The sequence below is a fragment of the Vibrio sinaloensis DSM 21326 genome (assembly GCF_000189275.1).
GTDB classification, from domain to species: Bacteria; Pseudomonadota; Gammaproteobacteria; order Enterobacterales; family Vibrionaceae; genus Vibrio; species Vibrio sinaloensis.
The window spans coordinates 1-22,725 of record NZ_AEVT01000099.1 but is presented as its reverse complement, the minus strand read 5'-3'; the positions used below and the strand labels follow the sequence as shown (position 1 = coordinate 22,725).

Below are 22,725 nucleotides of genomic sequence, written 5' to 3'. Positions count from 1 at the left end.
CCTCAAGTTACACAGGAGTTACGCTTTTATCACCGCGGCAGTAACAAGCAACTCGACTTTTAATTCAGGACTTGCCAGCTTGGCTTCTCCACATGCTCTTGCAGGAGCAAAGCCAGGCTTAAACCACTCGTCCCACACGTGGTTCATTTCCGCAAGGTCCTGCATGTCTGCCAACCAAACCGTGGTTTGCAGTACATGGTCCTTATCACTGCCGGCTTCAAGCAGTAGGCTTTCGACTCTGGATAACGCTTCTGCGGTTTGTTCAGCAACACTGGTTCCTTTCACACCGACCTGGCCACAAAGGTAAACAGTATCGTTATGAATAACGATTTTGCTCATTCTTTGATTGGTATGATTACGCTGAATGTGAGTCATGCTGTGTTCCTTTATTTCTGTATTTGTTCATGAATGATTCGTCTATTGGGGTCAAGCTAGCCAACTCGCCCAGCTTAAGCGGTTTAATCGGGTTTCTTAGGCGGTAGTAACCCACCTTCTCCATTGGAATCCCCGCTTGTTCTTGGATGATATGAGCCACCGTGGTGCCGCAATAGCGCCCCTGACATGGCCCCATACCGCAACGTGTATAGGTTTTGATCTGGTTGATGCCATGCGCACCTCTCTCAACTTGACGTCGAACTTGTCCGGCGGTTACTTCCTCACAGCGACAAACAATGGTCTGGTCGCTCGGCGCAAGTGCCTGCTTCGGTGGTGTGTACAGCGCATCCAAAAACGGTCGGACACCTATTTCTTTTTTAACCGAAGATCTCAGTTTGTCTCGCTCTTCACTCAGTGACTTCACTGCACCGCCATCAAGCGACATCAACGCCCTGACTGCCGCAAGCTGGCCTTGGTATTGCGCAGCCATCGCTCCGCCAATCCCGCTGCCATCACCAGCAACAAAGACACCTTGGCGAGAGCTTTGGTTATCTTGATCAACCCTTGGTCGCCAACAAAGCTGTAGCGGATCCCAGTCGTGCTCTAGTCCCATCGCTCTGGTGAGCTGAACATTAGGAACAACGCCAATATGAGAAAGCAAGGAACGGGTGTTTAACGCGTGTGGCTCTCCGTGAGCGGTGAAAGTAACTCGCTCGACACCTTGCTCTCCGTACGCGGCAATGTCTGTCGCGCCGGTATAGCGTTTAACTCCAGCACGGCGGATTTTAGCCAGTAGTTTAAGGCCTTTGAAAAGTACCTTACGGCCTTTTATTGCTCCGCCTGCGTAACGAGCTGCCTCGAAGTAACTGTTTGGCTGTTGGGTATCAACAATCGCTTGAGGCGCGGAGCCCGCATCGACCATCTGCGCTGCCAGCAAATAAATAAGCGGCCCTGTACCAACCAGAACGGCTTGGGTTGGCACTAATCCCGAGGTTTTCATCATGATCTGACACGCGCCTGCGGTCATCGCTCCTGGCAGTGTCCAGCCGACAAAAGGAAACGGTCGTTCCATTGCCCCAGTGGCAATAATGATCTGTTTCGCGACGGTTTTATTGGCAACACCATTTTGGCTCCAGTAGACGCTGTTATCGGTATCGACTCGCCATAATGTCGCCTTAGTTACATGGGTTAGTGGCGCGCGATTAAACGCTTTGATTAAGCTAGCTCCATGTTGATAGTCGGGCCCAAAGATCGAGCCGTTAGGGTGCCCTTGCTCCCGCTGTGCTCGGTATATTTGACCTCCAGGGATCGCCTGTTCATCAATCACAACCACACTGGCGCCGGCTTCTGCGCATCGCACTGCGGCACTCATTCCAGCTGGGCCAGCACCAATGACACACACATCGACTTGTTTTTTTATTTCGTCTTGCATGAACTCACCACTAACTTGTCTGACGGCAAATCAACATACCGTCTTCGATCACATTCATACACGCCTGAACATTGTGCTCACCATTGACTTGAACACGACACTCAAAACAACTTCCCATCATACAAAATGGCGCTCGGGGTGCCCCCGACTGTGGAGACTCTCGAGTATGATCAACACCTGCAGCCAGCAAGGCAGCCGCAATCGTGTCACCAACATGGGCGGTATATGGCTTGCCTTCCCAAAAAAACTCCACCGTCTGTGGCGATCTTTCTGGTGCAACCATTCGTTGAAACTTAGAATCTGTCTTCACTGAACAACTCCAAAGTAGGTGCATCCGCGGCTTCTTCAAGCCAAGCTGGGAGTAAATAACTGTGCGCAGCAGCTAAGGTAATGCCGCTATGGCAACTAATAAGATACGCGCCTGAATTAGTTTTCGACTGCTGATAAATCGGTAAGCCATCGGGAGATATGATGCGAATAGCCCCCCAGCTACGGACCAATTTTGTCTGCGCCAGAAACGGATAAACCGCAATTGCACGTTCTGCGATCGCTGCCGTCACGTCTAAGGTATCGCTATCGTCAAAGCCAGCATTCTCTTTAGAGTCACCAATCTGAATGCCACCTTCATTGACCTGTCTTATAATCCCTGATGCGCGCTTAAGCCTTGGTGGTAGCTTTTCAGTGATCAAAACTTGGCCTTTTTGTGCACTGATTGGAGCAACAAAACCAAGCTTAGGGCCAAGCTGCGCCGAGCCTAAACCTGCCGACAAAATCACTTTAGCGCTGTTGTGATGCGTCCCATCTTGCAGTACGACCTCAAATCGCTGTGCGTGGTTTTTGAACACATCCTTCACAGTGACACCGGTGACAATGCGTGCCCCCAACTTTTTGATTGCTTTGGTGTAGGCACGAAGCAGGTTCAACGGATTGACATGCCCATCTTCCGGGCCATAAATGGCACCAACAACTTCGTCACCAATTTCTGGCTCTTCTGCAACCAGACGATCTCTATCCCAAACTTCGTAGGGATGATCCGTACCCAGTTGTTGTCGAAGCACTTCATATTGCTTGGCTTTTTCCGCCATCTCTTGCTGGCAAAAATGAAAGTCGTAGCCCCCGTTTTGAACGAGATTGAGGTCTTCACCCGTCGCTGCTTCCAGTTCATCAGCCAGCTTACGCCACAACCCCACAGAGCGACGCGTCCACGCGGCATAGTGTGGAGCACCTAAGCCTTTGCTCGATAGCCACACTAGGCCAAAATTTCCTCGTGACGCTCGATGAGCCTCATCTCCGCCATCGAGTACTGTTACTTTATGGCCGGCCTTGAGCAGTCCGTAAGCCACAGCGCAGCCTACGACGCCTCCACCGACAACTATGTAATCCGGTTTCATATCGTTCTCTTCAGACTTTTGTAATGGGGGCGCGGTCACGCCCCACCTGGTGAAGCGCTGTGCTTAATTGAGCGCTTTATCTAGGATTGGTTGGCTCCAGTCAGAACCAATATCGTTAATGATTTGAGGCCAAACGGTCGTTCGAACCTTGTCCGCAGTCAGTTTCAGCTGTGCCGGTGTCATTTCGACAATGGTCGCGCCTGCGTCAACCAGCTTCTGCTCGTTGGCTTTCTGGTCAAGCTGCGCGGCTCCCCAGCGTCGAGATTCAAACTCAGCTGCAGCCGAAACCAAGGCGTTTTTCTCACTGTCATCAAGGTCATTTAAACGCTCTGAGTTAATCATCAGGTACCAAATCTCAAAGTGAGTGTTAAGGGGAATGTACGTTTTGGTCACGTCACGGAAAGATGCGTAGTAACCTTCAGCCCCAGAGCCAATCACCCCGTCAACTACCCCTGTTTGCACCGCGGTAAAGGCTTCAGAAAACGGCAGTGGTGAACCTATGTAACCAACATTGTCAGCGAGTAGCTGGAAGCTCTTAATTGGCGGTACACGAAGCTTAATGCCTTTGTTCACATCAGGGTTACCCGCTTCAACCGCGGTACGGTTGAGTGAAATGCCACCAAAGTAAACCGGGTAAGCAGCAAGTAGGGTAATGTCTTGTTTGGCAAATAACTCTTCCATTGCCGTTCTGACTGGTGCTCCACTGCCATAGATGTTTTGTGCTTCATCCCAGTTATTGGCTAGGAAAGGCAACAAGCCAATCTGCATTTTACGATCCGTTGAAGTCGAAGCAGGTTGCAATGCCATATCAATCGCACCAACTGAGATTCGCTCCTGAACTAAGGTGTAATCGCCTAAAGCATTTGCAGCATAAACTCGCAGCTTGAGATCACCATCTGTTGCCGCTTTCAATTCATTGCTGAGTTGTTTGATATCGTTATCAACCACAGTACCTTGAGGGCGAACATGGCTGATTTTCAGCGTCGTCGCTTGTGCAGGGATAACCGTCGCCGCGGCCGCGATAAGAGAAGCAAGCAACGTGTATTTTTTCAGTGCTTTAGTTGGAGCAAACTTACTTGTTTTTGTCATTGGTAATTTCCTTTTAGTAACCAAACACAGTAGGGAGGAAGAGTGACAGTTCTGACCAGAAAGAGGTAAGAATCACTACAGGTAGATAACCGAGTAGTATCAGCGACATTGCCGGGCCGACTACTTCAGAGAATTTAACGTTACCGATGCGTGCACCTAGGTACAGAATCGACGCGTATGGCGGAGTAACACCGCCCATTGCCGTGTTGACTCCCATGATTGCAGCAAACTGAATCGGGCTGATGCCAATCGCAGTCATCAGGGGTAACAATAGCGGTGCGATAAGAATGATTGCAGTCAGGTCATTGACCACCATTCCCACTAAGAACAATAAAATGTTGATGAAAATCAGCAGTAAAACTTTGTTTTCTGTGATGCCGAAAATCGCTTCTACCAGTTGCTGAGGAATATCTTCAACCACGAACATCTGGCTAAGAATCAGGCTGAACAGGATCATGAACATGATTGACCCGACCGCCGTCGCCGATTCTTTACCCGAGATAAGCAACGTTTTCCAGCTTAAGCCTTTGTAAATCAAAAAGCCCACCGGCACAGCGTAGATGACGGCAACGGCTGCGGCTTCAGTCGGTGTCATCACTCCGCCGTAGATACCGCCCAAGATGATCACCGGCATCAATAGCGCTGGCACAGCATGAAAAGTCTTGTTAGTAGTTTGCTTGATAAGCTCTGACATCGACGGCTTATCATCCAAAATCAACGGGAACTTGCGCGCCTTGTACATATTGATCAACGCAAAGTTAAAGGTAACCAGTAAGCCAGGACCAAGCGTTGCGAGGAAACAGGCAAGAATTGAGGTATCCGTTACCCAGCCGTAGACAATCATGGTCACACTCGGCGGAATTAACAGCCCCAATATCGAAGAGTTGGCAATCAATGCCGTTGCATACGCTCTAGGGTAGCCGCGCTTTTCCATCTCAGGGATCAGCAAAGGACCAATAGCCGCAACACCGGTTAATCCGCTACCAGAAATAGCACCGATGATGGCACAGCTAAACGATGCCACTATACCCAGACCACCACGAATATGACCCACGAACACGTTTACAAATCCGAGCAAACTGGCGGCAATGCCACTTCGACTCATGATGGTTCCAGCCAGAACAAACAATGGAATCGCCAACAGAACAGGGTTCATCAACTGCCCCGCTCCCCACATCATATTGCCTTTCATCGACATATCGCCAACAAAAGTCATCACCATTAACGCACCACCAAAACAGAACGGTAACGGCACACCAAAGGTCAGCAGTATGACCAAAACGGCTACTGCCAACAGAGCTACTTCAACCATAATTAGACCTTATTTACTTGATAGGACGGCGACATAAGTTGGCGAATCAACTTAACCACATGCATTGCGATAAAGAGAGTGATCAGGAGTAAACCGATAAAAACCGAGCACTCGTGATAAAAAGTAGGGATATAAAGTGTGGGACTCTCTTTCCAAACCCTCCACGCATACTTAACATAGTCCCAAGCCCAGTAGGTCAGCCAGCTTGAAATCACCAAGCTGATCGTTTCACTAATAAGGGCTAAGATTTGATGACCTCGCTCTGTCTTGATAAAGATTTCCAGTACGTTTGCGCGGATTTGCGTATCTTCCCTAGACGCATTCACCGCACCAAGCATGTAGAGCCATAAGGTCGGAATAACCATCGACTCTTCAAGCCCCATGATCGGAACTTCAAAGACATATCGTGTCACTACCTGAACAAACTGCATCAATGCCACTGATGCAATCAGGAAAGTGAGTAGATATCTAAACTTTTGCTCCACGTTGTTATTTCCTTATTGTTTTATTTGTAAACACCTCGTTAATTTAATGATGACAAACAATAAAAACAAATTTAAAATTCCTCTAATCTGATAACTTTTTCTTATAGGCTTGTATGAATAACCTTTCTATCAAACAACTGGAAACCTTTCGTACTGTGATGCGCTCTGGCTCGGTAACCTTAGCGGCCAAAACGTTGTGCAGAACACAGCCTGCGATCAGTGCAATGCTGGTCGGACTAGAGAAAGAGCTTGGCTTTGCACTTTTTGAGCGACATAAAGGTCGACTAGTACCAAACCCAGAGGCGTATTTTTTACTTGAAGAGACCGACGCGATTCTAGAACGCCTGTCGCGTTCGACCCAATTGATGGCGGAGGTTAAAAATCTCACACGAGGTAAATTGCGCATTGCCTGCATGCCAGCCGCTGCGCTGTTCTTTATGCCTCACGTTATCGCAGAGTTTGTAAAAGACAGGCCAGAAGTAGAAGTCTCGATGATGATGCGTAGCTCAACCATGGTTCAAGATTGGATTGCTTCCCAGCAGTACGACATTGGCTATTCAGAGCTGCCCAAAGATAGAGACTCCTTCCACGTAGAACCGATTCACTTACAAGGAGTCTGTGCCTTACACGTTGATCATCCTCTTGCGAACAAAGAAGCGATCACTCCTCACGATCTTGATAATTTCCCACTCGCCACTCTATTTACGCGCCACGCAGCCAGCGAACACTTAAGACTGTTGTTTGAAGAGCATAATGCCGTCTATCGGCCTAGATTTGAGCTACAAAACTACATTTCTGGTTTTGAATTTGTCGAGCAGCAATTGTGCGCTTGTATCTGCGATCCTATCAGTGCTGCCAGCTACAAACTCTATAAGGGCGAGCAAGGAAAAGTGGTTTTTCGCCCTTTCTCTCCCGTGCTCACGTTTGATCACGCAATTCTCACTCCGGCACATAAACCTATGTCGCAGCTCGCTAAATTGTTCGCTGAGAATATTCAGCAGAGTGTGAAGTCATTTGTCGCGGGAATTTGATAGACATGGCTCTTCATGGTGCCACTTTGATCGCCAACAGTTCTTGCTGATAGCAGGGCCAGAAGAGCCGAGCGCAGAGAAAATTCGTCATAAATGTTGGTTACAAGACATTGAGGTAGCTGCCAGGAAAAGTGGCCATCACTACTGTAAGCCAGCGATTTTTGGCTAACTGATGCCATGATCTTCAGGCCGCATACCAGTCGCGTCTATCGGTAAGGCTTGCTGCTTAACCTGAGCAGTGAGCAACGAGGCAGAACCTAGTGCGAGCGTCCAACCTAACATCCCATGCCCCATGTTTAAAAACAGGTTGTCAGCGCCCGCTTGACCAATGATTGGAACACTGCTTGGGGTAACCGGACGAAACCCTGCCCAAGTATTGAGTACCTCATTGTAGTGACCAGCGTCTGGAAAGTGACTCCGGCATACCTGTAACAGATGGGCGATTCTCTGTTGATCCATTCTGGGGTCGTAACCAACAATGTCTGCGCAACCTGCAATCCTCAATCGGTCACCCACTCGAGCGACAACCACTTTGTTGTCTATGTCCGTAATGCATACGTCTGGTGCAGATTCGGTCGCTGGAACAGTGAGGCTATACCCCTTAATCGGATAGATAGGCACGTTAAGCCCAATGTCCGCGAGCAGGGGTAAGCTCTCAGCGCCAGTGGCCCACACGTAAGCATCGGCACATAGGCTGCCAGTCGAGGTTTCAAGTGATTGCACCGACGAACCTTTTCTAACAATTTTCTCGATTCGGCAGTTAAATCTCGCTTCAAACCCAGTGTCTTTCACCAACTGGTCCAGAAGTTGATTGGCGAAGCGATGTGGGTCTCCAACTTCATCCGTGGCAGCGTAGATTCCCCCAGCTAACGGCTTTGGTAGCCGTTGTAAGCTTGGCTGAATGGCAATGCACTCTTGCGGAGTGAGGATCTCCTGTTTACATCCCCAAGCCCGTTTTTGAGCGACTCGTGCCTTTGCATTATCAAAGTCTTGTGGATTGGTATAAATAACTAATTTACCGGATTCACGGTGCGCAAACTCTAGCGCCGATTGAGAAAGCAGTTGGTGAAGAACCTGCCTAGAGTAGTGAGATAACCTGAGTAGATCCTGAGTGTTTTTCTGCTCTCTGGCTGCTTGCCCCTGCCATAAAAATCGACTGCCCCACTTTAGTAATGACAGGTCTGGAAACAGGTTTACTCGAAAAGCTGGGTCAGCTCCGAGCAATAGCTTAGGCAGCTTTTTGACCAAACTTGGCGAAGACATTGCATCAACGTAGGAATAGCTTAATTGGCAACCATTGGCGAAGCTTGTCTTGAGCGCGGGGCCATGCTCTGCATCCACTAATACGACTTTATAGCCCGCCTGTCTCAGCATGTAAGCACTGGTAACCCCAATAATGCCAGCACCAACTACCGCAATGGTTTTATTCGTCATGTCACAATCCTATTCGTCATCCGTTCGAAAAGGCAGCAAGCCTTAGCGGCAACCTTCACACATCACTTGATATTGTCAGTCGCCACGCATAACATCAAATAACAAAAATTAGCCACTTCATAACCAAAAGCTATGCCATGAACTTACGCCAAATCGAAGTGTTCACCGAAGTAATGCGGACAGGCTCAATTACAGAAGCCGCTAAAGCTCTGCACGTTTCCCAGCCTTCTATCAGTAAGATGATCGCTTATTCGGAGAGCAAACTGGGTGTCCAACTGTTTAAAAGGATGAACGGCAAAATTGTCCCCACTCCTGAAGCGATGTCGCTCTACAAAGAGGCAGAGCAAGTGATTCAATCACTGGATCATTTTCAGGATTTTTGCCGTGATCTGGGTGAGTTGAAGCAAACTCCGTTGATCATCAATGCCGAGGCTTTGATTGGTCAGATCCTCGTGCCGCATACGATAAAAAACTATCGCCAACAGTGGCCAGAAGTTCGGTTTCGTTTTGAAATTCACAATAGCGTTAATATCAGTAATCACGTCAAATGGCGTCAAGCCGACTTAGGGTTGATCCATTTTCCGTATAACGATAAAGACGTAGAAGCGCGGGTAATTCGAGAAGGTAAGGTGGTGTGCGTGATGCCAAAAGGCCACCCTTTAGCAGAAAAAGCGCTGGTAACATCGGAAGACTTGGCGGCAACAGACGTAATTTATTGCCACGGTGGAGCTTGGCTCAAAAAGGTGTTAAGACCGGTAATGCCACACCAAAATGGCCAAATACAAGTCGGTATAGAAGTTAACCAATTTGCCAACGGCTGCTTGTTAGTACAACAAAATCAAGGTGTCATGCTTGTCGACGATCTCGCCTGTTATGGGCAAAACTGGGCCGGCTTAGTTTTTAAACCCTTTGAGCCAAGTATCAAACTGGCGTTGGGGGTCATTCACCGCAGCCACGAACCTCTCTCGCGACCAGCTGAACTCTTCATCGAGCAGATCAAAGCCACATTAGACGAACTTCCCTGCGCACTGCCCGACCAGTAAAAGGGAAAAAAGCCGCTTCTGATTAAAAGCGGCTGACGGTTTTTTTAGTTTTACTGAGACTTATCTGCCTCAGCGATCAATTGATCGAGCTTTCCAATTAGGTAGGGTTTAAGTGCATCGTTCCATGTCAGGAAAAATTGGGTAGTAGAAGCATCTTTGGGCAACTTTTTCTTAAATCGCTTTGTCTGTTCCTTAACCTGTAATTCAAACTCTGGCGAGTTCTCTTTGAAATGACCAGTTCGACGAAAAGAACTTAGTATGTGCTCACTAAAATCAGGTCTGTACTCAGAATAGATGTCCATTAAAGCTCTTGCTTTGACGTGATCTTTTATTACAAATTCATAAATCATGCTTAGGTTATGTAATGCGTCAATATCGCCATGCTCAAATACCTGTTTCAGGTATAACTCTTCAGCCTTAACATGTTCTCCGCGTTTTACATGACTGTATATGTACAGGTTTTCGCTGAATGGAATAAAGTCAGTGAAACTCTCCCTCACGGCCTCCGCTTGAGAGGAATCGATTAAATACAAGTGGCTAGAAAGAGCTAGCAACAGTTTAAAGTTTGTTTCATCAACCGTGTGGGTAGTTGCGTATTTCTTATACCAATACTCTGCACGGATCTCCTGTAGCCGATATTGACCGTATGGTCTATACACCATATAAGGGAGTAGTTCTCTGGAGTAAGGGACTTCTAGCAAAGAATATATGGATACCGTTCTCATTTCTTCGAGCCATTTGACTGCTCCCTTGCGTGTTTCAACTTCCTCGTCGCTAAGCTTAACGCTTGCCAAGTAATTCTTGAAACTGACTAGCCTCTCTTTGCTAGACATCGTCTTAAGCTCGTCATACCGTTTTCTATCAAAAGCCATACCGCATAGCACTGACATGTTTTGTCGATCAATCAGCATGGTTTCGTCTTCAGAGATACAAATTTCAAAATCACTGTGAGTGATCTTCCACATGTTAAGCATGACCGCATACATCATGTTGAACTGACCAAAGCGTTCTACGAGATCATGTGCGATATTGAACCTAGTCTCAACTGTGTATGTAGGGTTAGGTGCATCAATCATGTAAACGATGGTTGGAAGTATTGCCCTAGCATCCCCTTTTTGTGCTAAAGCGACCATTGCAGTGATATACCTATTGAGCTCTTCCCTAGGTATAACCACGGTTTGTTCCGCAGTGTTAACTTTGCCAATACTGTTATATTCGGTGTTCTTAAGGACAGTATAAATTTGAGCTGAGACGTCACCTGCTCTCGCCTTCGCGAGCAGAGCTTCAATATCATTGTCCAGAGAGTATTGCGCTAAAGGCTCTCCTAGAGCAGCAAAATGTTGAAGGACTTTAACAGGGTCAATTCTATCCCGGTCTATATCGGGATAGCAGCTACCTTCCATTAAGCTTAAATAGTAGTAGAACAAGTCAGCATCTTGAGTGATGGGTTGCTCTAAATGCTCGACAACTTCTGAGCTACATACTTTTTCGATTGGTAGTACATCATCTGCAAAGCTTTGCGATGACACCAAAATTGACAAAACAGCAACTAGACCCAATGAGCGTTTCTTCATTGGAATTCCTTATTCATTACAAGATAAACGCAAGGAATTTAGCACCTAAATAGCTGAAGCATTGTAATAAATTGCATATTTGGAGAGACAGAGTAACGACAATCAGCTACATAAGCTGGCAACTGAATAGATGTAACCAATTGGGCAGTTCTATGCCATACATTGGCGTTGGGTGACCATCCAGACAAAAAAGGCAAACCAACAGGTTTGCCTTTTTAGTTTCGTAGTCACGAAATGTGTGTTTGCGGCTATTCGCCTTTATTTTGCATTAACGGCTTTTACAAACACTTCTTGCGCGCCCTTAATGTTTAGCGCTTTTGCTTCATCAAGTAAGCTCAGGGCTTTAGGAATATCACCTGCAGCAACAGCACTTTCAATGGCATTGAAGTAGTAACTTTGCGTATCTGGCTGAACCTGAATAGCTGATTTCGGCTTGACCACTTCTTGTTTGGCGGCAACGACTGGTGCGGCAGCAACCGGAGCAGCAACCGCTGCCGTGGCGCGGAACGGGCGCAGTTTTAAGGTCTCAACCTCAAGCTCAATATCACCACCAAGTTGGTAGGTGTATACAGGATCCGTCACCATAGGCATCACTTCGCCAAACTCTTTAGCGCGTACTTTAGCCGGGTGATCGACTTTTACACTTTTACCTAGCGTTTCCGCTGGCGTGTAAATAACAAAATAAGGGGTCTTTTCCGCATTAGCTTTGAACTTGGCCACATAACGAGTACGAGTAAACGCGTTGGAAGCGAGTACCTGGAAATCACTCAAAGTAAGGGTTTTAACAACGTTGAAGTTAGTATCGAGCAATTGTACTTGAGGGGAGAAGACTGAATCATCAATCATTAAGCTTGAGACAGTCACTTGTACTTGACCAGAGCGCTCACTAAAACGGAACGCTTCAAAATAGCTGTTGCCTTCAGCAAACTTGCCAATTGGCGACGACATATCGATTTCAAACGATAGATCTTCTTTATCACCAAGTTGAGAATATGGGAATTGGGTGTAGTCGTTGCAGCAAACTTCTGCATTGGTAGGGGCAGCAACTTGTTTATCAATCGGGGTATTTGAGGCACAACCCGCTAGCAAAGCACCTAGCACAACGGCTAACAAAGAGTGTTTATTGTTCATCATTATCTCTCACTAAAGGTTGTTTTATTAAAATGACAAAAGGCAGCCTACTGGCTGCCTTGCAATTAATCTAGCTTAGAACCAGATTTCTGTGTGGATGCCGACAATAACTTCTTTACCGTCTGTTCCCGCTAGACCGATACCACCAGCACTTTCTTCTTCAGTGTTGTAGTAAGTCACGTAAGGCTTGATTTGTGGACGACCGAAGTAGTCAGCGTTAACCGTTACAGGAAGCGCCGCTTCTAGCATGTAGTAAGTGTTGTCGTCTTGACGACCCCATGCCGCACCATCAGCAATTTTCTCTTTAGAAACACTACCTGTCATTTCGAAACGTAGGTTGTCGTTAATCTTGTAAGAAGGACGAGCTGCTACAAGGATACGAGTCAGATCTTCTTGACCGAACATTTCGTTCGTGATGAAAGCGGTTACTTCCGTACCTAGCTGCCAAGAATCAGACAGGTTAGCAACACCGTAAGACGTTAGGAAGATGCTGTTTGAATCATCAGTGAAGCTGTTGTCACCACTCCAAGAACCAAAGTTCACACCGCGGTTAGCTGCAGCGCCGTAACCGTAAGCGATACCCGTTTGGCTCCAACCATCGAAACCGTAGTAGTCGCGGTTGTATGTGATTGCTGCGCCAACGCCGTTATCTGCTGCTGGATCCGTTTTGTTCGCACGAGTGATGTATTTCAAATCAAAGTTAAAGCTACCACCTAGACCTTGAACACCGTGGTAGTATGCGTTGTACGCCACGTTAGTTTCACGGTCGCTATTAACACCATTGTTGATGTCATCGTTAGTGTCTGCTGCAATTACCGCAAAACCTGCAGTGTTGCCACCAAGCTTAGTTTGAACACCCGCACCCAGACCAGAAGACTGGTTCCAGAACTCACCAGAAAGAAGACCTGCAGAACGGTTGAAGAATCTGTGACCACTCCAGATAGACGTATCTTCGCCTAGGAAAGAAATGCCACCAAGCTCAACATACGCTTCTTTCACTTCAAATTGCGCTTTGTCGTTCGCTTTTTGGCTACCTTCAGAAGAGTAGGCGAACGAGTTACCGTTACCGAACTCAGAGCGTACTACGAAGTCAGACCAAACACCGTTATTGTGCTCAGTGTGCTTTTTGATCGTAAACTCTACTTGGTTCGTACTTTGACCAGATGTACCAGCAGAGTGGTAATCTGGCTTACCGAATTCTGAATCGATGGTTTCGCCATCTTTCATGCGGAAGTTTGCAGACATGTAGCCATGCACTTCCCAACCATCAGAAATCACTTCCGTAGGGTTTGCTACTTCAACTTCCATTGTTGATTCACCAGAAGTTACATCCAGTGCAACATCTGTTTCAGCCAATACATATCCCGATGTTAAGGCAGTTGCCACTGCAGCAGCTAACACGCTTACTTTTTTCATTTTTAACTCCATTTAGGGTTTATTATTCTTTTCGCTCTCTTGTCGATACATCCTGAAAGGCAGAACAGGTGGTAAGTAAAAGAGAGGTAAGATAGGAATTAGTTTTTCAACCGCATCCTCATTTGTCTCAACTGCGGTCAGATTACCTAGGGAGTAGAGGGACGACTTCATCCGAACTAAATTAATTTCAGGGGGATGAGAAAGGAGGAGAAAAGTAACCGCATGATATATTAGTGCACTAAATCACACATTCTAGGAGGAGGATAAAACTCAACAGAAATAATTAGCCGAACAAAATGCCAACTTGCTCACTAATTGATTAAAATTTGCAATAATTCTGAAATAAAATTACATATACAATTTTTCTTTAAGGCGCTTGACCAATTTGGCGCAACACTATTTACTTAAGCTTCGCTATAAAAAGTACACAAAATTTGTAAGTAATGATCATGCAGTGTTCTCACCCATACCCATTAGGTGCCACCCCAAGCCCAGACGGGTGTAACTTTTCCATTTACGCACCGGATGCGAAATCCATTCAATTGGCTATTTTTGACCAGAGTGGTCATTTTGAAACTTACCCGCTCGACGGTGAGTACGCTGGCATCAGACATACCTTTGTGGCCGATATTAAACCCGGAACTCACTATGCCTACTTGGTTGAGAGTAAGGGAACGCCGCATTTGATTTCCGATCCTTATGCCAAAGCCATTGCCAAACCTCTTCACTACGCTCTTCCTTTCAATTCAGACAAAAGTTTCGACCTAGCCCGATGTGTGGTTGTCGACGACAGCTTTGACTGGCAAGGTATTGAGCGCCCCAATCGTCCACGTGAAGAAATGGTGCTGTTTGAGACTCATGTAAAAGGCCTGTCCAAACTTAACCCTGATGTCCCTCTTGAAAATCAAGGGCGTTACTTGGGCTTAGTTAGTGATGCCATGTTGGAATTTTACAAGCAGCAGAACATTAACACCCTTCAACTACTGCCAGTCGCAGCGTGTATGCATGAGCCACATCTACTGAAGATGGAAAAGGTAAACTACTGGGGCTACAACCCATACCTATTCATGGTTCCCGACCCGCGCTACGCTGAAAAAGACGCGGTAACCGAGCTAAAGACAGCAATTCGCGAGTTACATCGCCATGGCATTGAAGTCATCCTTGATGTGGTTTACAACCATACCGCCGAAGGTGGTGCCGATGGTCCAGTCTTCAACCTCAAAGCGCTCGATAAACGATATTACCTAAAACACGGTGAGCACTTTGCTAACTACACTGGCTGCGGTAATACGGTAGATTTAAGCTATCAGCCAAGCCTGAATTTAGTGATGGATACCCTACGCTACTGGGTAACCGAATACAAAATAGACGGCTTCCGTTTTGACTTAGCTGCGACCTTAGGTCGACATGGCGACAACTTCAGCCAAGATGCTGGATTCTTCAAAGCGGTCGCCCAAGACCCTGTATTGCGCGAAGTTAAACTGATTGCCGAGCCTTGGGACATCGGCCCCAATGGCTATCAAGTCGGTAATTTCCCGTTTGGTTGGAATGAATGTAACGACCGTTTGCGAGACATCACCCGCAGCTTTTGGCGCGGCGATCAGGGCTTTTTGAAAGAGTTCGCCACGCGTCTGATGGGGTCACGTGACCTTTACAGTGCAGCCAACTGGCCATATAAGCTCACCGTCAACTACATCACTTACCATGATGGTTTCTGTATGCAAGACTTGGTGTCTTACAAGCACAAGCATAATGAAGCAAATGGCGAGCATAACCGCGACGGTCATGGCGATAATCGTTCAGATAACTATGGCGTAGAAGGCGACACTGACAACCCTTCTGTTATCGAGAAACGTGAAAAGCAAAAACGCAACTTTATGGCCAGCCTACTGTTTGCCTTTGGTATTCCACACGTATTAACGGCTGATGTACTCTCCCATACTCAAAGGGGTAACAACAACGCCTATTGCCAAGACAACGAACTGAGTTGGTTAGATTGGCACATGACGCCACGTAAAGAGTGCTTTAAAGCCTGGCTGGCACAGATGCTTGAAGCTAGACAAACCTACATGGTGCCGTTTATTCGAGCGTTCAGCGGAGAGAAGCGCAACGAAAACAGAATATTCTGGCGCCGTCTAGACGGTAGCTATATGGAGCACGACGACTGGAATCGCCTAAGTTCCGTAGCGTTGCATTTGGGTATCGGCAAAAATGGAGAAGAGTTGTTCTACTGCATTAACCAAACGAACGCCCCTGCTCGCTTTACGTTACCGACTAAAGGGAAAACCAACTGGAATATGATCTGTAATACCGATTCACACCAGCTCCACCAAACCATCGATCACAAACAGGTATTGGTTGCCCCGGCTTCCATTGCCATCTTCCACGCAGAGTCTTAATGTTGATGCAGCGACATAATGACATGTCGCTGCTTTTCTTTGCCACCTATCCCCACAGAAATTGCCCCTTTCCCCTGTACGCAGTGTCTCTGCAATTCATGCGTGATCTTGCGTAAAGTTCTTCTTAACACCGGTTTTAAATAACTTGATTTAACCGCGTTAGAAACCGTAATAACCTTTTCATCGTTAATTTCAGTGGCAGTATTTGAAATGAAAGAGCTTGACGACTACGTAGAACAAATCAATTTAGAACCGACAGATAAGATGCTCAAAGAACTCGGCTGGATAAGTAATAGTGCGCCAACACTTGCTGTGTGGTTTGTCGTCGGCGTATTAACGCTCGTTTTGTTTGGGTGAGCGTATTGAGAATATCACACCAAACAAACGCATGAGATTTGCAAAGAAGCACAGATCAGTAACCGAAAACACCTTTAAGTCATACGGTAGATTATTAAAAGAACACTCACCAATAAACCCAATCAATATGCATTGATGCACCTTTTAAATCCGTATAGGATACTGCCGCATAAATACTATATTTTTTATAATAATCAGTTGGCAAAAATGGCGTTACCTAAACTACTTATTCGAACGCTCAGACCGTACATCATTCTGCTAGTAGTTGGAATGATATACGCGGCGTTCCATCAATTGAATACGTCGGAACAAAGTGCTTATCAACAGTCTTTCGCAAACCTAAAAACCGCTTCCAATCTCATCTCTTCTCAAATTGAAGCAGCAACCAGCAAACTCTACCTCCTCGACGATGCGGAAACAAAAAGCCAGTTTAACTCGACGGCACGAAGCATTCTAAAACACTCTCCTGCCTACACCGATATCATCACTGTCGATCATCGAACTCAGCAATACAGCTCGACTATGCTCCATCCAATCAAGGCTGAGCAACAAGCCATCCAGTGGCATCCCTTAGGTGAAACGCTTCCTCGTTTTAGCGTTTCATCCGTTTATCAAAAAATGCCCGGTCAATGGGTCTTTGCTGTGCGCTACATGCAGCGAAACCAGAGTCAAATCTGGATTGAATTTGACTTAAAATACACCACACAAAGCCTGCGCGGATTAAAGACCCTGTCTAATGGCTACGTATTTGTGGTTGATAGTGTGACAGGCAGATTAGTCTTCCACCCAGATCCTCTGCGCATAGGTACCCCGTCGGTCAGCTACCATGCGGGGATTAGCGAACGGATTCAGCAAGGCCTTGAGTTTGGTAAGCATGAGTACTACTACAAAGACCAATTCAAAGTCTCTGTGTTCGATTCGAACAATCCATACCAATGGGTATTCATCGCTGGCACTGATCGCTCCGACATATTGGCAAGCTCATATCAGTTTTCTTTAACCGCAATTGTGATCGCCTCTCTACTGCTTCTGGCCATGATCTTCAACTATCTGACCTATCAGTTGAATGTGTCACTCGCTGAACTTAACAACAAAGATGACTTAGCCGATTTTAAGCACAACCTGCGCAGCATACTAGATCGATTTTGTCATCATAAAGGGATCCAGCTCTGCTTATACGATGCCGATTACGGGCATTTCAGCACCTTGGATTATCACGGGAACAGCCATGTTGTCCTAAAGGATAAAGATCTGGCGAAGCGCTTCTCACCGAGTTCCTTAAGCTACACCAGTAAGCGCTACGCAGACCCATTGGCGAAGCGATTAAAAATCAACTCGCGTCACTATACGATTCCACTGTTCGATAAGGACGATCTGATCGCAGTCATTTACATGCAAGCGACCTTTCCAACCTATCGCAGCATTCTACGTATGATTCGCGATTACTCCGAAGTTGCTCTCTCTAACTTGCTGTTGCACAAACAGTTACGCAGTAAAGATGTCATGACACATCTGGATAATAAGCTCACGATCCGCGATAAAATAGACGCAAATTTAGACCAAGAAGGTATCTATCTTGCCATTTTGGATATTGACCACTTCAAGCGAATTAACGATGTGCATGGCCACCAATGTGGAGACAAAGTGATCATGCATACCGCCGATCTGATGAAGAAGTACTTTCCGAAGCCGGGAGCAATAAGCTTAGCGCGTTATGGCGGAGAGGAGTTCTGTGTGTTGTTCAATGCAAACGATGAGAATGATGCCTATGAACAGTGCGAAATGTTTCGCCATATGATTGAACAAGCAGAGTTAAATTTTGAAGGTGCCGAAGTACGTTTTACCGTGAGTATCGGTATCACTTCGGCTGAAGATAGCCAACACATCACCATTGGTCGCGCAGACAAAGCCCTCTATCAGGCAAAAGGGCTTGGGCGGAATCAAGTGGTATTGAACACGTTTCGTGCATAACCATCAAGGGAAGTGGCTAACCACTTCCCTTTTATTTAATGCCGAATCTTAGTTAACTTGGTCAATATCAATCACCATAAAACGAATCTCGGTACTGGACTTAGCCTCATAGATGACGCCAATGTCTTCATTACCTGATATCCCCTTATCTTGCAGTTTGATCAGATCAGAATAAGCACTGTATCCATCTCTAAACTGGGTACGTTGCTCGTAATTATAGTTACCCGCGCCATCTTCAACCGCACTCCAAATCGCAAGATCGTTGCGATCAGAGCTCACCGCTGAATTGCCTTGAGGACCAGACATTAACACTCGGTTGTCACCATAGCGCAGCAGACCAATATCAACCTGATCGAGCTTAAAGAACAAAGCTCCATTGGTAGAGAATCGCTGCTCTTCAACAACGCTCCAAGTGATACCTTGATCTGAGCTGATGTATTGATAGCGATTAAAATTACCTTCCCCTGTAACACCGTCGTTTCTTGCAGACATTAATAAGCGGCCATCATTTAACTCCACCATATCCGCTTCACTTGGTTCAAGCTTGAAAGTTGGCGTTTGCTGGCCCGCCTGCCACGTGGATCCATGGTCATCACTGTAGATAGAAACGACGGACAACTGAGTGAAGGCATCTAAAACAATCGCAGGGAAGATAAGACGGCCACTTGATAACTGGATACCTTGCCCGGGGCCTGCGTTAATGCTGCGCCAACCAGGATCACCTTTACCATTGTTCGCACTGGTAACTGTCCACCCCTGCTCTGAAGGATGCTTTACAACGGAGTTGTTAACGCGCTTCATCAAACTCGCATCAAACTGATAGCGAGACTGCCCGTCAATCGAGAAGTTTATATCGCGATAGGCAATTGCCCCTTTTGTTGATGAGCAACCGTTACCCCATGTCACCGTTTTGCTGGAGTGGGTCTGTCCCTCCCAATTGGAGGCGACCAGAGTACCGTCAACATAGAAGCTTGCGCTATTGCCTGTCGAAGCAATTTGATACTCATGGTAACCAGAGATATCAAAGTTAAGTGGGAACTCTAGATTACTGCCGTCTCGATAGAGTATCGCAGTCACCGATTTGTCGTCATTCACTCGCAAATCGGCCAAGTAACGAGTGTTACCATTACCAAAGTACTGAACATTACATTCCCCTTCGGCTACACGCGCATTCCAACTTAACGACCAGCCCTGCGATGCCGCATCGTTTAACTCAGTTTGAGACGGCGTCACCGACCATGTCGCTCGTCCATTGTGGTCATTGGTGCCGTTAGCCATCCAGTTGATATCTTTGACTTGATCCAAAACATCTACTGCCTCTGACCAAGTTTGACCGTTGTCGTCACTGGTACGATAAAGCAACTTGTGTTGCGGGTCGTCGAATGGCACACAGCTGCCATTTTGAGCACAATCGTTATCCCATTTAGTGTAGAAGACAAAGATGCGTCCATTACTTTGATCGACAAAAGGGCGCGGATCAGAATAAGCTTGGTTGGATACCTCGTGGATGGCTTGATAGTCGCTCCAAGTCACGCCGTTATCGGTAGAACGTCTGCTCTTGATACTGGTTGGGTTGCCACTTCCTGGATCGGAACTGGATGCACGCCCTTCAGCAAAAGCGACGAGAGAGCCGTCTTTAGCTACCACGATAGAAGGAATTCGGAAATGGCTGCTGCCACCTTCTCCTCCCTTAAACACCACAACATCACGCACGTTAGGGGCAACGGCCTGAGCCTGAAGAGGCAAGGTAAACATAGTGCAGGCAAGCAAGCCGTAACCGATGAAACTCTTTTTCATTTTATGTTCTATCACTGTTGTTCCTCGTTATTTGTCTTATCCAGCGATTCAATGGGTTTATTCAAGATGTAAAAAGCCTCCTCGCTACAACATCAACGCGAGGAGGGAATCACTAGCTCAATTGGAAAGTTTTGCTGTTGAATACAATAAGATTTAGGTCAATGAGACCAAGTTAATACGCAGCAACCTCGTTGCGCTGCTCCTGAGTTATCTTCACCTCCTATTACATACATCTCATCTCCGACAGAAATAGCGACCCCATAAGCAAGCCCTTGAGAGAGTTGCCCCGCTATCTGCCACCGTTTGCCATCAAACATCCAAATATCGGTGCTGTAATGCTTTTTCAGCCCCTGATGGCTATACCACTGCCTTTTTCTATAGTTATCCTGACTGCCGACGAAGTAGGCACCGCCCGCCACGGTCAATGCGTCTTGAGTTAGCCCCGCGAAGCCGCCAGCAATGCCTTCATGATTCGGGTTGCTCTGCGCAATAGCGGGTATGCGTTGATAATCGGCGCCACCCGTTGAATGGAAAGTAAATTGCTTGCTATCGAGACTTCTAAGCCCGGGTTTTACTTCGCCTTCAATTAAAGTGACGCGATTCTCTTGTTGGATAAGCCCCGCCCCACAGTTCGCTGCAAATGGGTTGCTGGCTTTGATTGACCAGCGTTGTAGACGCGTATCAAACTGCCAAATGTCACCATTCCAGCCGTACTCTTCGATTGGCTGAGACATAAATTCGCTCAACAGAGCTTGGTGTTGTTGAGGTTTTAATGCGGCATCCACTTGTGACAGTTTGTTGAGAAAGTCATCAAAGGTGGATTTGTTGTAGCCGCCAAAGAACAGCAACTTTTCAGGCTCAATTTCGCACCCGCTTGCACCAAGCAAACCCACAGGTATTGACGCCTCAACCTGCCCCCATGCGTTGTCGTTGACATCAAAGTAGTACCCATCACTCAATACACTTGGGGAGCAATTACCAGGCTCAATTCCTGCGCCAGAGAAGACGTAAAGCCGATTACCGCTGGTCACAGCGACAGCGTCATTTCTCTCCAGACCCGGGAAAAGTGGCGCTTGTTGCCAACCTAATGCGGGCGTATCTAAGTCGTAGAAAAATAAGTGCTTCCCTGCACTTCCCAAACCGGCGTAAAGTCGGCGGCCAACCAATCCCCCTACACCGTTTTTAATTCCTATTGGAAGACTTGCGATTGGCAATACCTGTAGCGACATCTGCAACTCCTGTTAGTCTTCAATACCGACGGACGAACCGTCCCATGCAAGCAGGTAAACTTTTTTGCTCGCGCTACGATCACTCTTCTCGCCACCCGCAATCAGTACCCCCTGACCTGCCGCGAAGGAGCTGCCGTACGCTAAGCCCTCAGGCAAATTATTCGCCTGTTGCCACAAACCATTCTGTTGGACATAAATTTCCGGATTGAATGCTTTGCCAAAGCCGTTGTGTGCAAACAGTTTGCCGCTTTCAAAAGCCGCTTTGGCACCATGGAAATTCGCCCCACCAGCAACGATAAGCGCACCATTACTCTTGCCAGCAAACGCGCCCGCCACGCCCTCTTGAACACCACTCTTATTCGGGGCGGGCAAGGCATGCTGGCTAAGCCAAGGCTGCTCAGCGCCGAATTGATACTGTTTGACTTCCGCGGTGCGAAGGCCCGGTTTGATCTCACCGCTAATGAGCATTGCGCTTCCACCATCGGCAACCAGCGCGCTGCCGCAGTTAGGGAGATAAGGAGATTGGCCTAAATCGCTCCATTGGCCTGTTTTCGGCTGGTAACTGATAACATGACGATTCCATTTGTAATCCAAAGGCTTCATGCCCATGTAATCGTCAACAATCTTCTGCCACGCTTGAGGTTGCGCTTTTTTGTCCGTCGTCATGACATCATGGAGGTAAGTATCGAAGTAGGCTTTATTGTAACCACCAAAAAACACCACTTGCTCACCATCGGGTGAATAGGAAGCTGCGCCTAATAAGCCGACAGGTGTCTGCGTATTCGCTTGAGACCAAGTATCTGAACTCACATCATAACGATACACAGTGTCAAATAAGATTGGCGCAGCATCCGATGCCTTCTCCTTACCCGAGCCGCCAAAGACATAAATACTTTCGCCTATCACGGATGCTGTAGCGCCACTACGACCAGGACCGGCAAAATCCGCCTTCTTCTGCCAACCAAGCTGCAGGTTTTCAAGGTCAAGCATGTAAAAATCGGTTCCCGCCGAGCCAAGCCCAACATAGACCTGGCTGCCCACTTGAGCCCCGATGCCACTTTTGACACCCACAGGCAAATCGGGCCACTGTTCGGATGCCAATGCGGTTTGGCTAAGTACCAGAGAAGCAGCAAGCAAAGGTGCAGAAACAGCGAAATGTTTTATTGTCATTAGTTCGATTTCCTTTTCATTACGACTCAAGTCTCAAACACCTCTCGATAGCAAGGTGCGACTATGTCGCTTATTTGATTAAAATTCGT

Annotated in this window: 19 protein-coding genes; 5 read left to right on the top strand and 14 right to left on the bottom strand. The window is 47.0% G+C overall.

The window, feature by feature from the left end; genetic code table 11:
- Positions 1-18: 18 nt before the first annotated feature.
- The 7 genes from RH45_RS18065 to RH45_RS18035 form a co-directional block, all read right to left on the bottom strand.
- Positions 19-375, bottom strand: a complete 357-nt coding sequence (locus RH45_RS18065; RefSeq protein WP_008079952.1) for a RidA family protein — start codon at positions 373-375, stop codon at positions 19-21.
- Positions 356-1,807: an NAD(P)/FAD-dependent oxidoreductase gene (locus RH45_RS18060; protein WP_008079950.1), complete on the bottom strand. Its 1,452-nt coding sequence runs from the start codon at positions 1,805-1,807 to the stop codon at positions 356-358. The genes RH45_RS18065 and RH45_RS18060 overlap by 20 nt, the downstream gene beginning before the upstream one ends.
- A gap of 10 nt (positions 1,808-1,817) precedes the next feature.
- Positions 1,818-2,117: a (2Fe-2S)-binding protein gene (locus tag RH45_RS18055; protein ID WP_008079949.1), complete on the bottom strand. Its 300-nt coding sequence runs from the start codon at positions 2,115-2,117 to the stop codon at positions 1,818-1,820.
- Positions 2,101-3,198 carry an NAD(P)/FAD-dependent oxidoreductase gene (locus RH45_RS18050; RefSeq protein ID WP_008079947.1) on the bottom strand — a complete coding sequence of 366 codons (1,098 nt, stop codon included), beginning with the start codon at positions 3,196-3,198 and terminating at the stop codon, positions 2,101-2,103. Before RH45_RS18050 ends, RH45_RS18055 begins: the two co-directional genes overlap by 17 nt.
- A 63-nt stretch (positions 3,199-3,261) precedes the next feature.
- On the bottom strand, positions 3,262-4,287 hold the full coding sequence (gene dctP, locus RH45_RS18045; RefSeq protein WP_008079945.1) for a TRAP transporter substrate-binding protein DctP: 1,026 nt from the start codon (positions 4,285-4,287) through the stop codon (positions 3,262-3,264).
- A 13-nt stretch (positions 4,288-4,300) separates the two neighbouring features.
- Complete coding sequence (locus tag RH45_RS18040) at positions 4,301-5,599, bottom strand: TRAP transporter large permease (protein ID WP_008079943.1); 1,299 nt, start codon at positions 5,597-5,599, stop codon at positions 4,301-4,303.
- 2 nt (positions 5,600-5,601) lie between these two features.
- A complete protein-coding gene (locus RH45_RS18035; protein WP_008079941.1) occupies positions 5,602-6,084 on the bottom strand; it encodes a TRAP transporter small permease in 483 nt (160 codons plus the stop codon).
- A gap of 113 nt (positions 6,085-6,197) precedes the next feature.
- Between RH45_RS18035 and RH45_RS18030 the strand changes: the two genes are divergently transcribed.
- The gene (locus tag RH45_RS18030) at positions 6,198-7,115 is read left to right on the top strand and encodes a LysR substrate-binding domain-containing protein (RefSeq protein WP_008079940.1); all 918 of its coding nucleotides are present in this window, start codon (positions 6,198-6,200) and stop codon (positions 7,113-7,115) included.
- 165 nt (positions 7,116-7,280) lie between these two features.
- Here RH45_RS18030 and RH45_RS18025 read toward each other — a convergent pair whose 3' ends face one another.
- Positions 7,281-8,549: a D-amino acid dehydrogenase gene (locus tag RH45_RS18025; RefSeq protein ID WP_008079939.1), complete on the bottom strand. Its 1,269-nt coding sequence runs from the start codon at positions 8,547-8,549 to the stop codon at positions 7,281-7,283.
- 137 nt (positions 8,550-8,686) lie between these two features.
- Between RH45_RS18025 and RH45_RS18020 the strand changes: the two genes are divergently transcribed.
- Positions 8,687-9,592, top strand: coding sequence for a LysR family transcriptional regulator (locus RH45_RS18020; protein WP_008079938.1), 906 nt, complete (start codon positions 8,687-8,689; stop codon positions 9,590-9,592).
- Between the two features lie 50 nt (positions 9,593-9,642).
- Here RH45_RS18020 and RH45_RS18015 read toward each other — a convergent pair whose 3' ends face one another.
- The 3 genes from RH45_RS18015 to RH45_RS18005 all read right to left on the bottom strand — a co-directional run bounded on the left by RH45_RS18015 (position 9,643) and on the right by RH45_RS18005 (position 13,713).
- Entirely contained in the window at positions 9,643-11,166 is a 1,524-nt protein-coding gene (locus RH45_RS18015; RefSeq protein ID WP_008079937.1) for a hypothetical protein, read from the bottom strand.
- A 258-nt stretch (positions 11,167-11,424) separates the two neighbouring features.
- Positions 11,425-12,297 (bottom strand): MalM family protein, encoded by an 873-nt coding sequence (locus tag RH45_RS18010; RefSeq protein ID WP_008079936.1) that lies wholly within the window; start codon positions 12,295-12,297, stop codon positions 11,425-11,427.
- A 75-nt stretch (positions 12,298-12,372) separates the two neighbouring features.
- A complete protein-coding gene (locus RH45_RS18005; protein WP_008079935.1) occupies positions 12,373-13,713 on the bottom strand; it encodes a carbohydrate porin in 1,341 nt (446 codons plus the stop codon).
- Positions 13,714-14,162: 449 nt separating this feature from the next.
- Here RH45_RS18005 and glgX point away from each other — a divergent pair, with 449 nt between their 5' ends.
- From glgX to RH45_RS17995, 3 genes are all read left to right on the top strand, one after another.
- The gene (gene glgX, locus RH45_RS18000; RefSeq protein WP_008079934.1) at positions 14,163-16,112 is read left to right on the top strand and encodes a glycogen debranching protein GlgX; all 1,950 of its coding nucleotides are present in this window, start codon (positions 14,163-14,165) and stop codon (positions 16,110-16,112) included.
- Between the two features lie 210 nt (positions 16,113-16,322).
- The gene (locus RH45_RS23605) at positions 16,323-16,469 is read left to right on the top strand and encodes a hypothetical protein (RefSeq protein ID WP_008079932.1); all 147 of its coding nucleotides are present in this window, start codon (positions 16,323-16,325) and stop codon (positions 16,467-16,469) included.
- Between the two features lie 207 nt (positions 16,470-16,676).
- Positions 16,677-18,440 (top strand): sensor domain-containing diguanylate cyclase, encoded by a 1,764-nt coding sequence (locus RH45_RS17995; RefSeq protein ID WP_081467680.1) that lies wholly within the window; start codon positions 16,677-16,679, stop codon positions 18,438-18,440.
- Between the two features lie 48 nt (positions 18,441-18,488).
- Here the strand turns inward: RH45_RS17995 and RH45_RS17990 are convergent, their stop codons facing one another.
- From RH45_RS17990 to RH45_RS17980, 3 genes are all read right to left on the bottom strand, one after another.
- Positions 18,489-20,237, bottom strand: a complete 1,749-nt coding sequence (locus RH45_RS17990) for an exo-alpha-sialidase (protein WP_008079928.1) — start codon at positions 20,235-20,237, stop codon at positions 18,489-18,491.
- Positions 20,238-20,395: 158 nt separating this feature from the next.
- A complete protein-coding gene (locus RH45_RS17985; protein ID WP_008079927.1) occupies positions 20,396-21,466 on the bottom strand; it encodes a YjhT family mutarotase in 1,071 nt (356 codons plus the stop codon).
- A gap of 12 nt (positions 21,467-21,478) precedes the next feature.
- The gene (locus RH45_RS17980; RefSeq protein WP_008079926.1) at positions 21,479-22,636 is read right to left on the bottom strand and encodes an N-acetylneuraminate epimerase; all 1,158 of its coding nucleotides are present in this window, start codon (positions 22,634-22,636) and stop codon (positions 21,479-21,481) included.
- Positions 22,637-22,725: the final 89 nt, after the last annotated feature.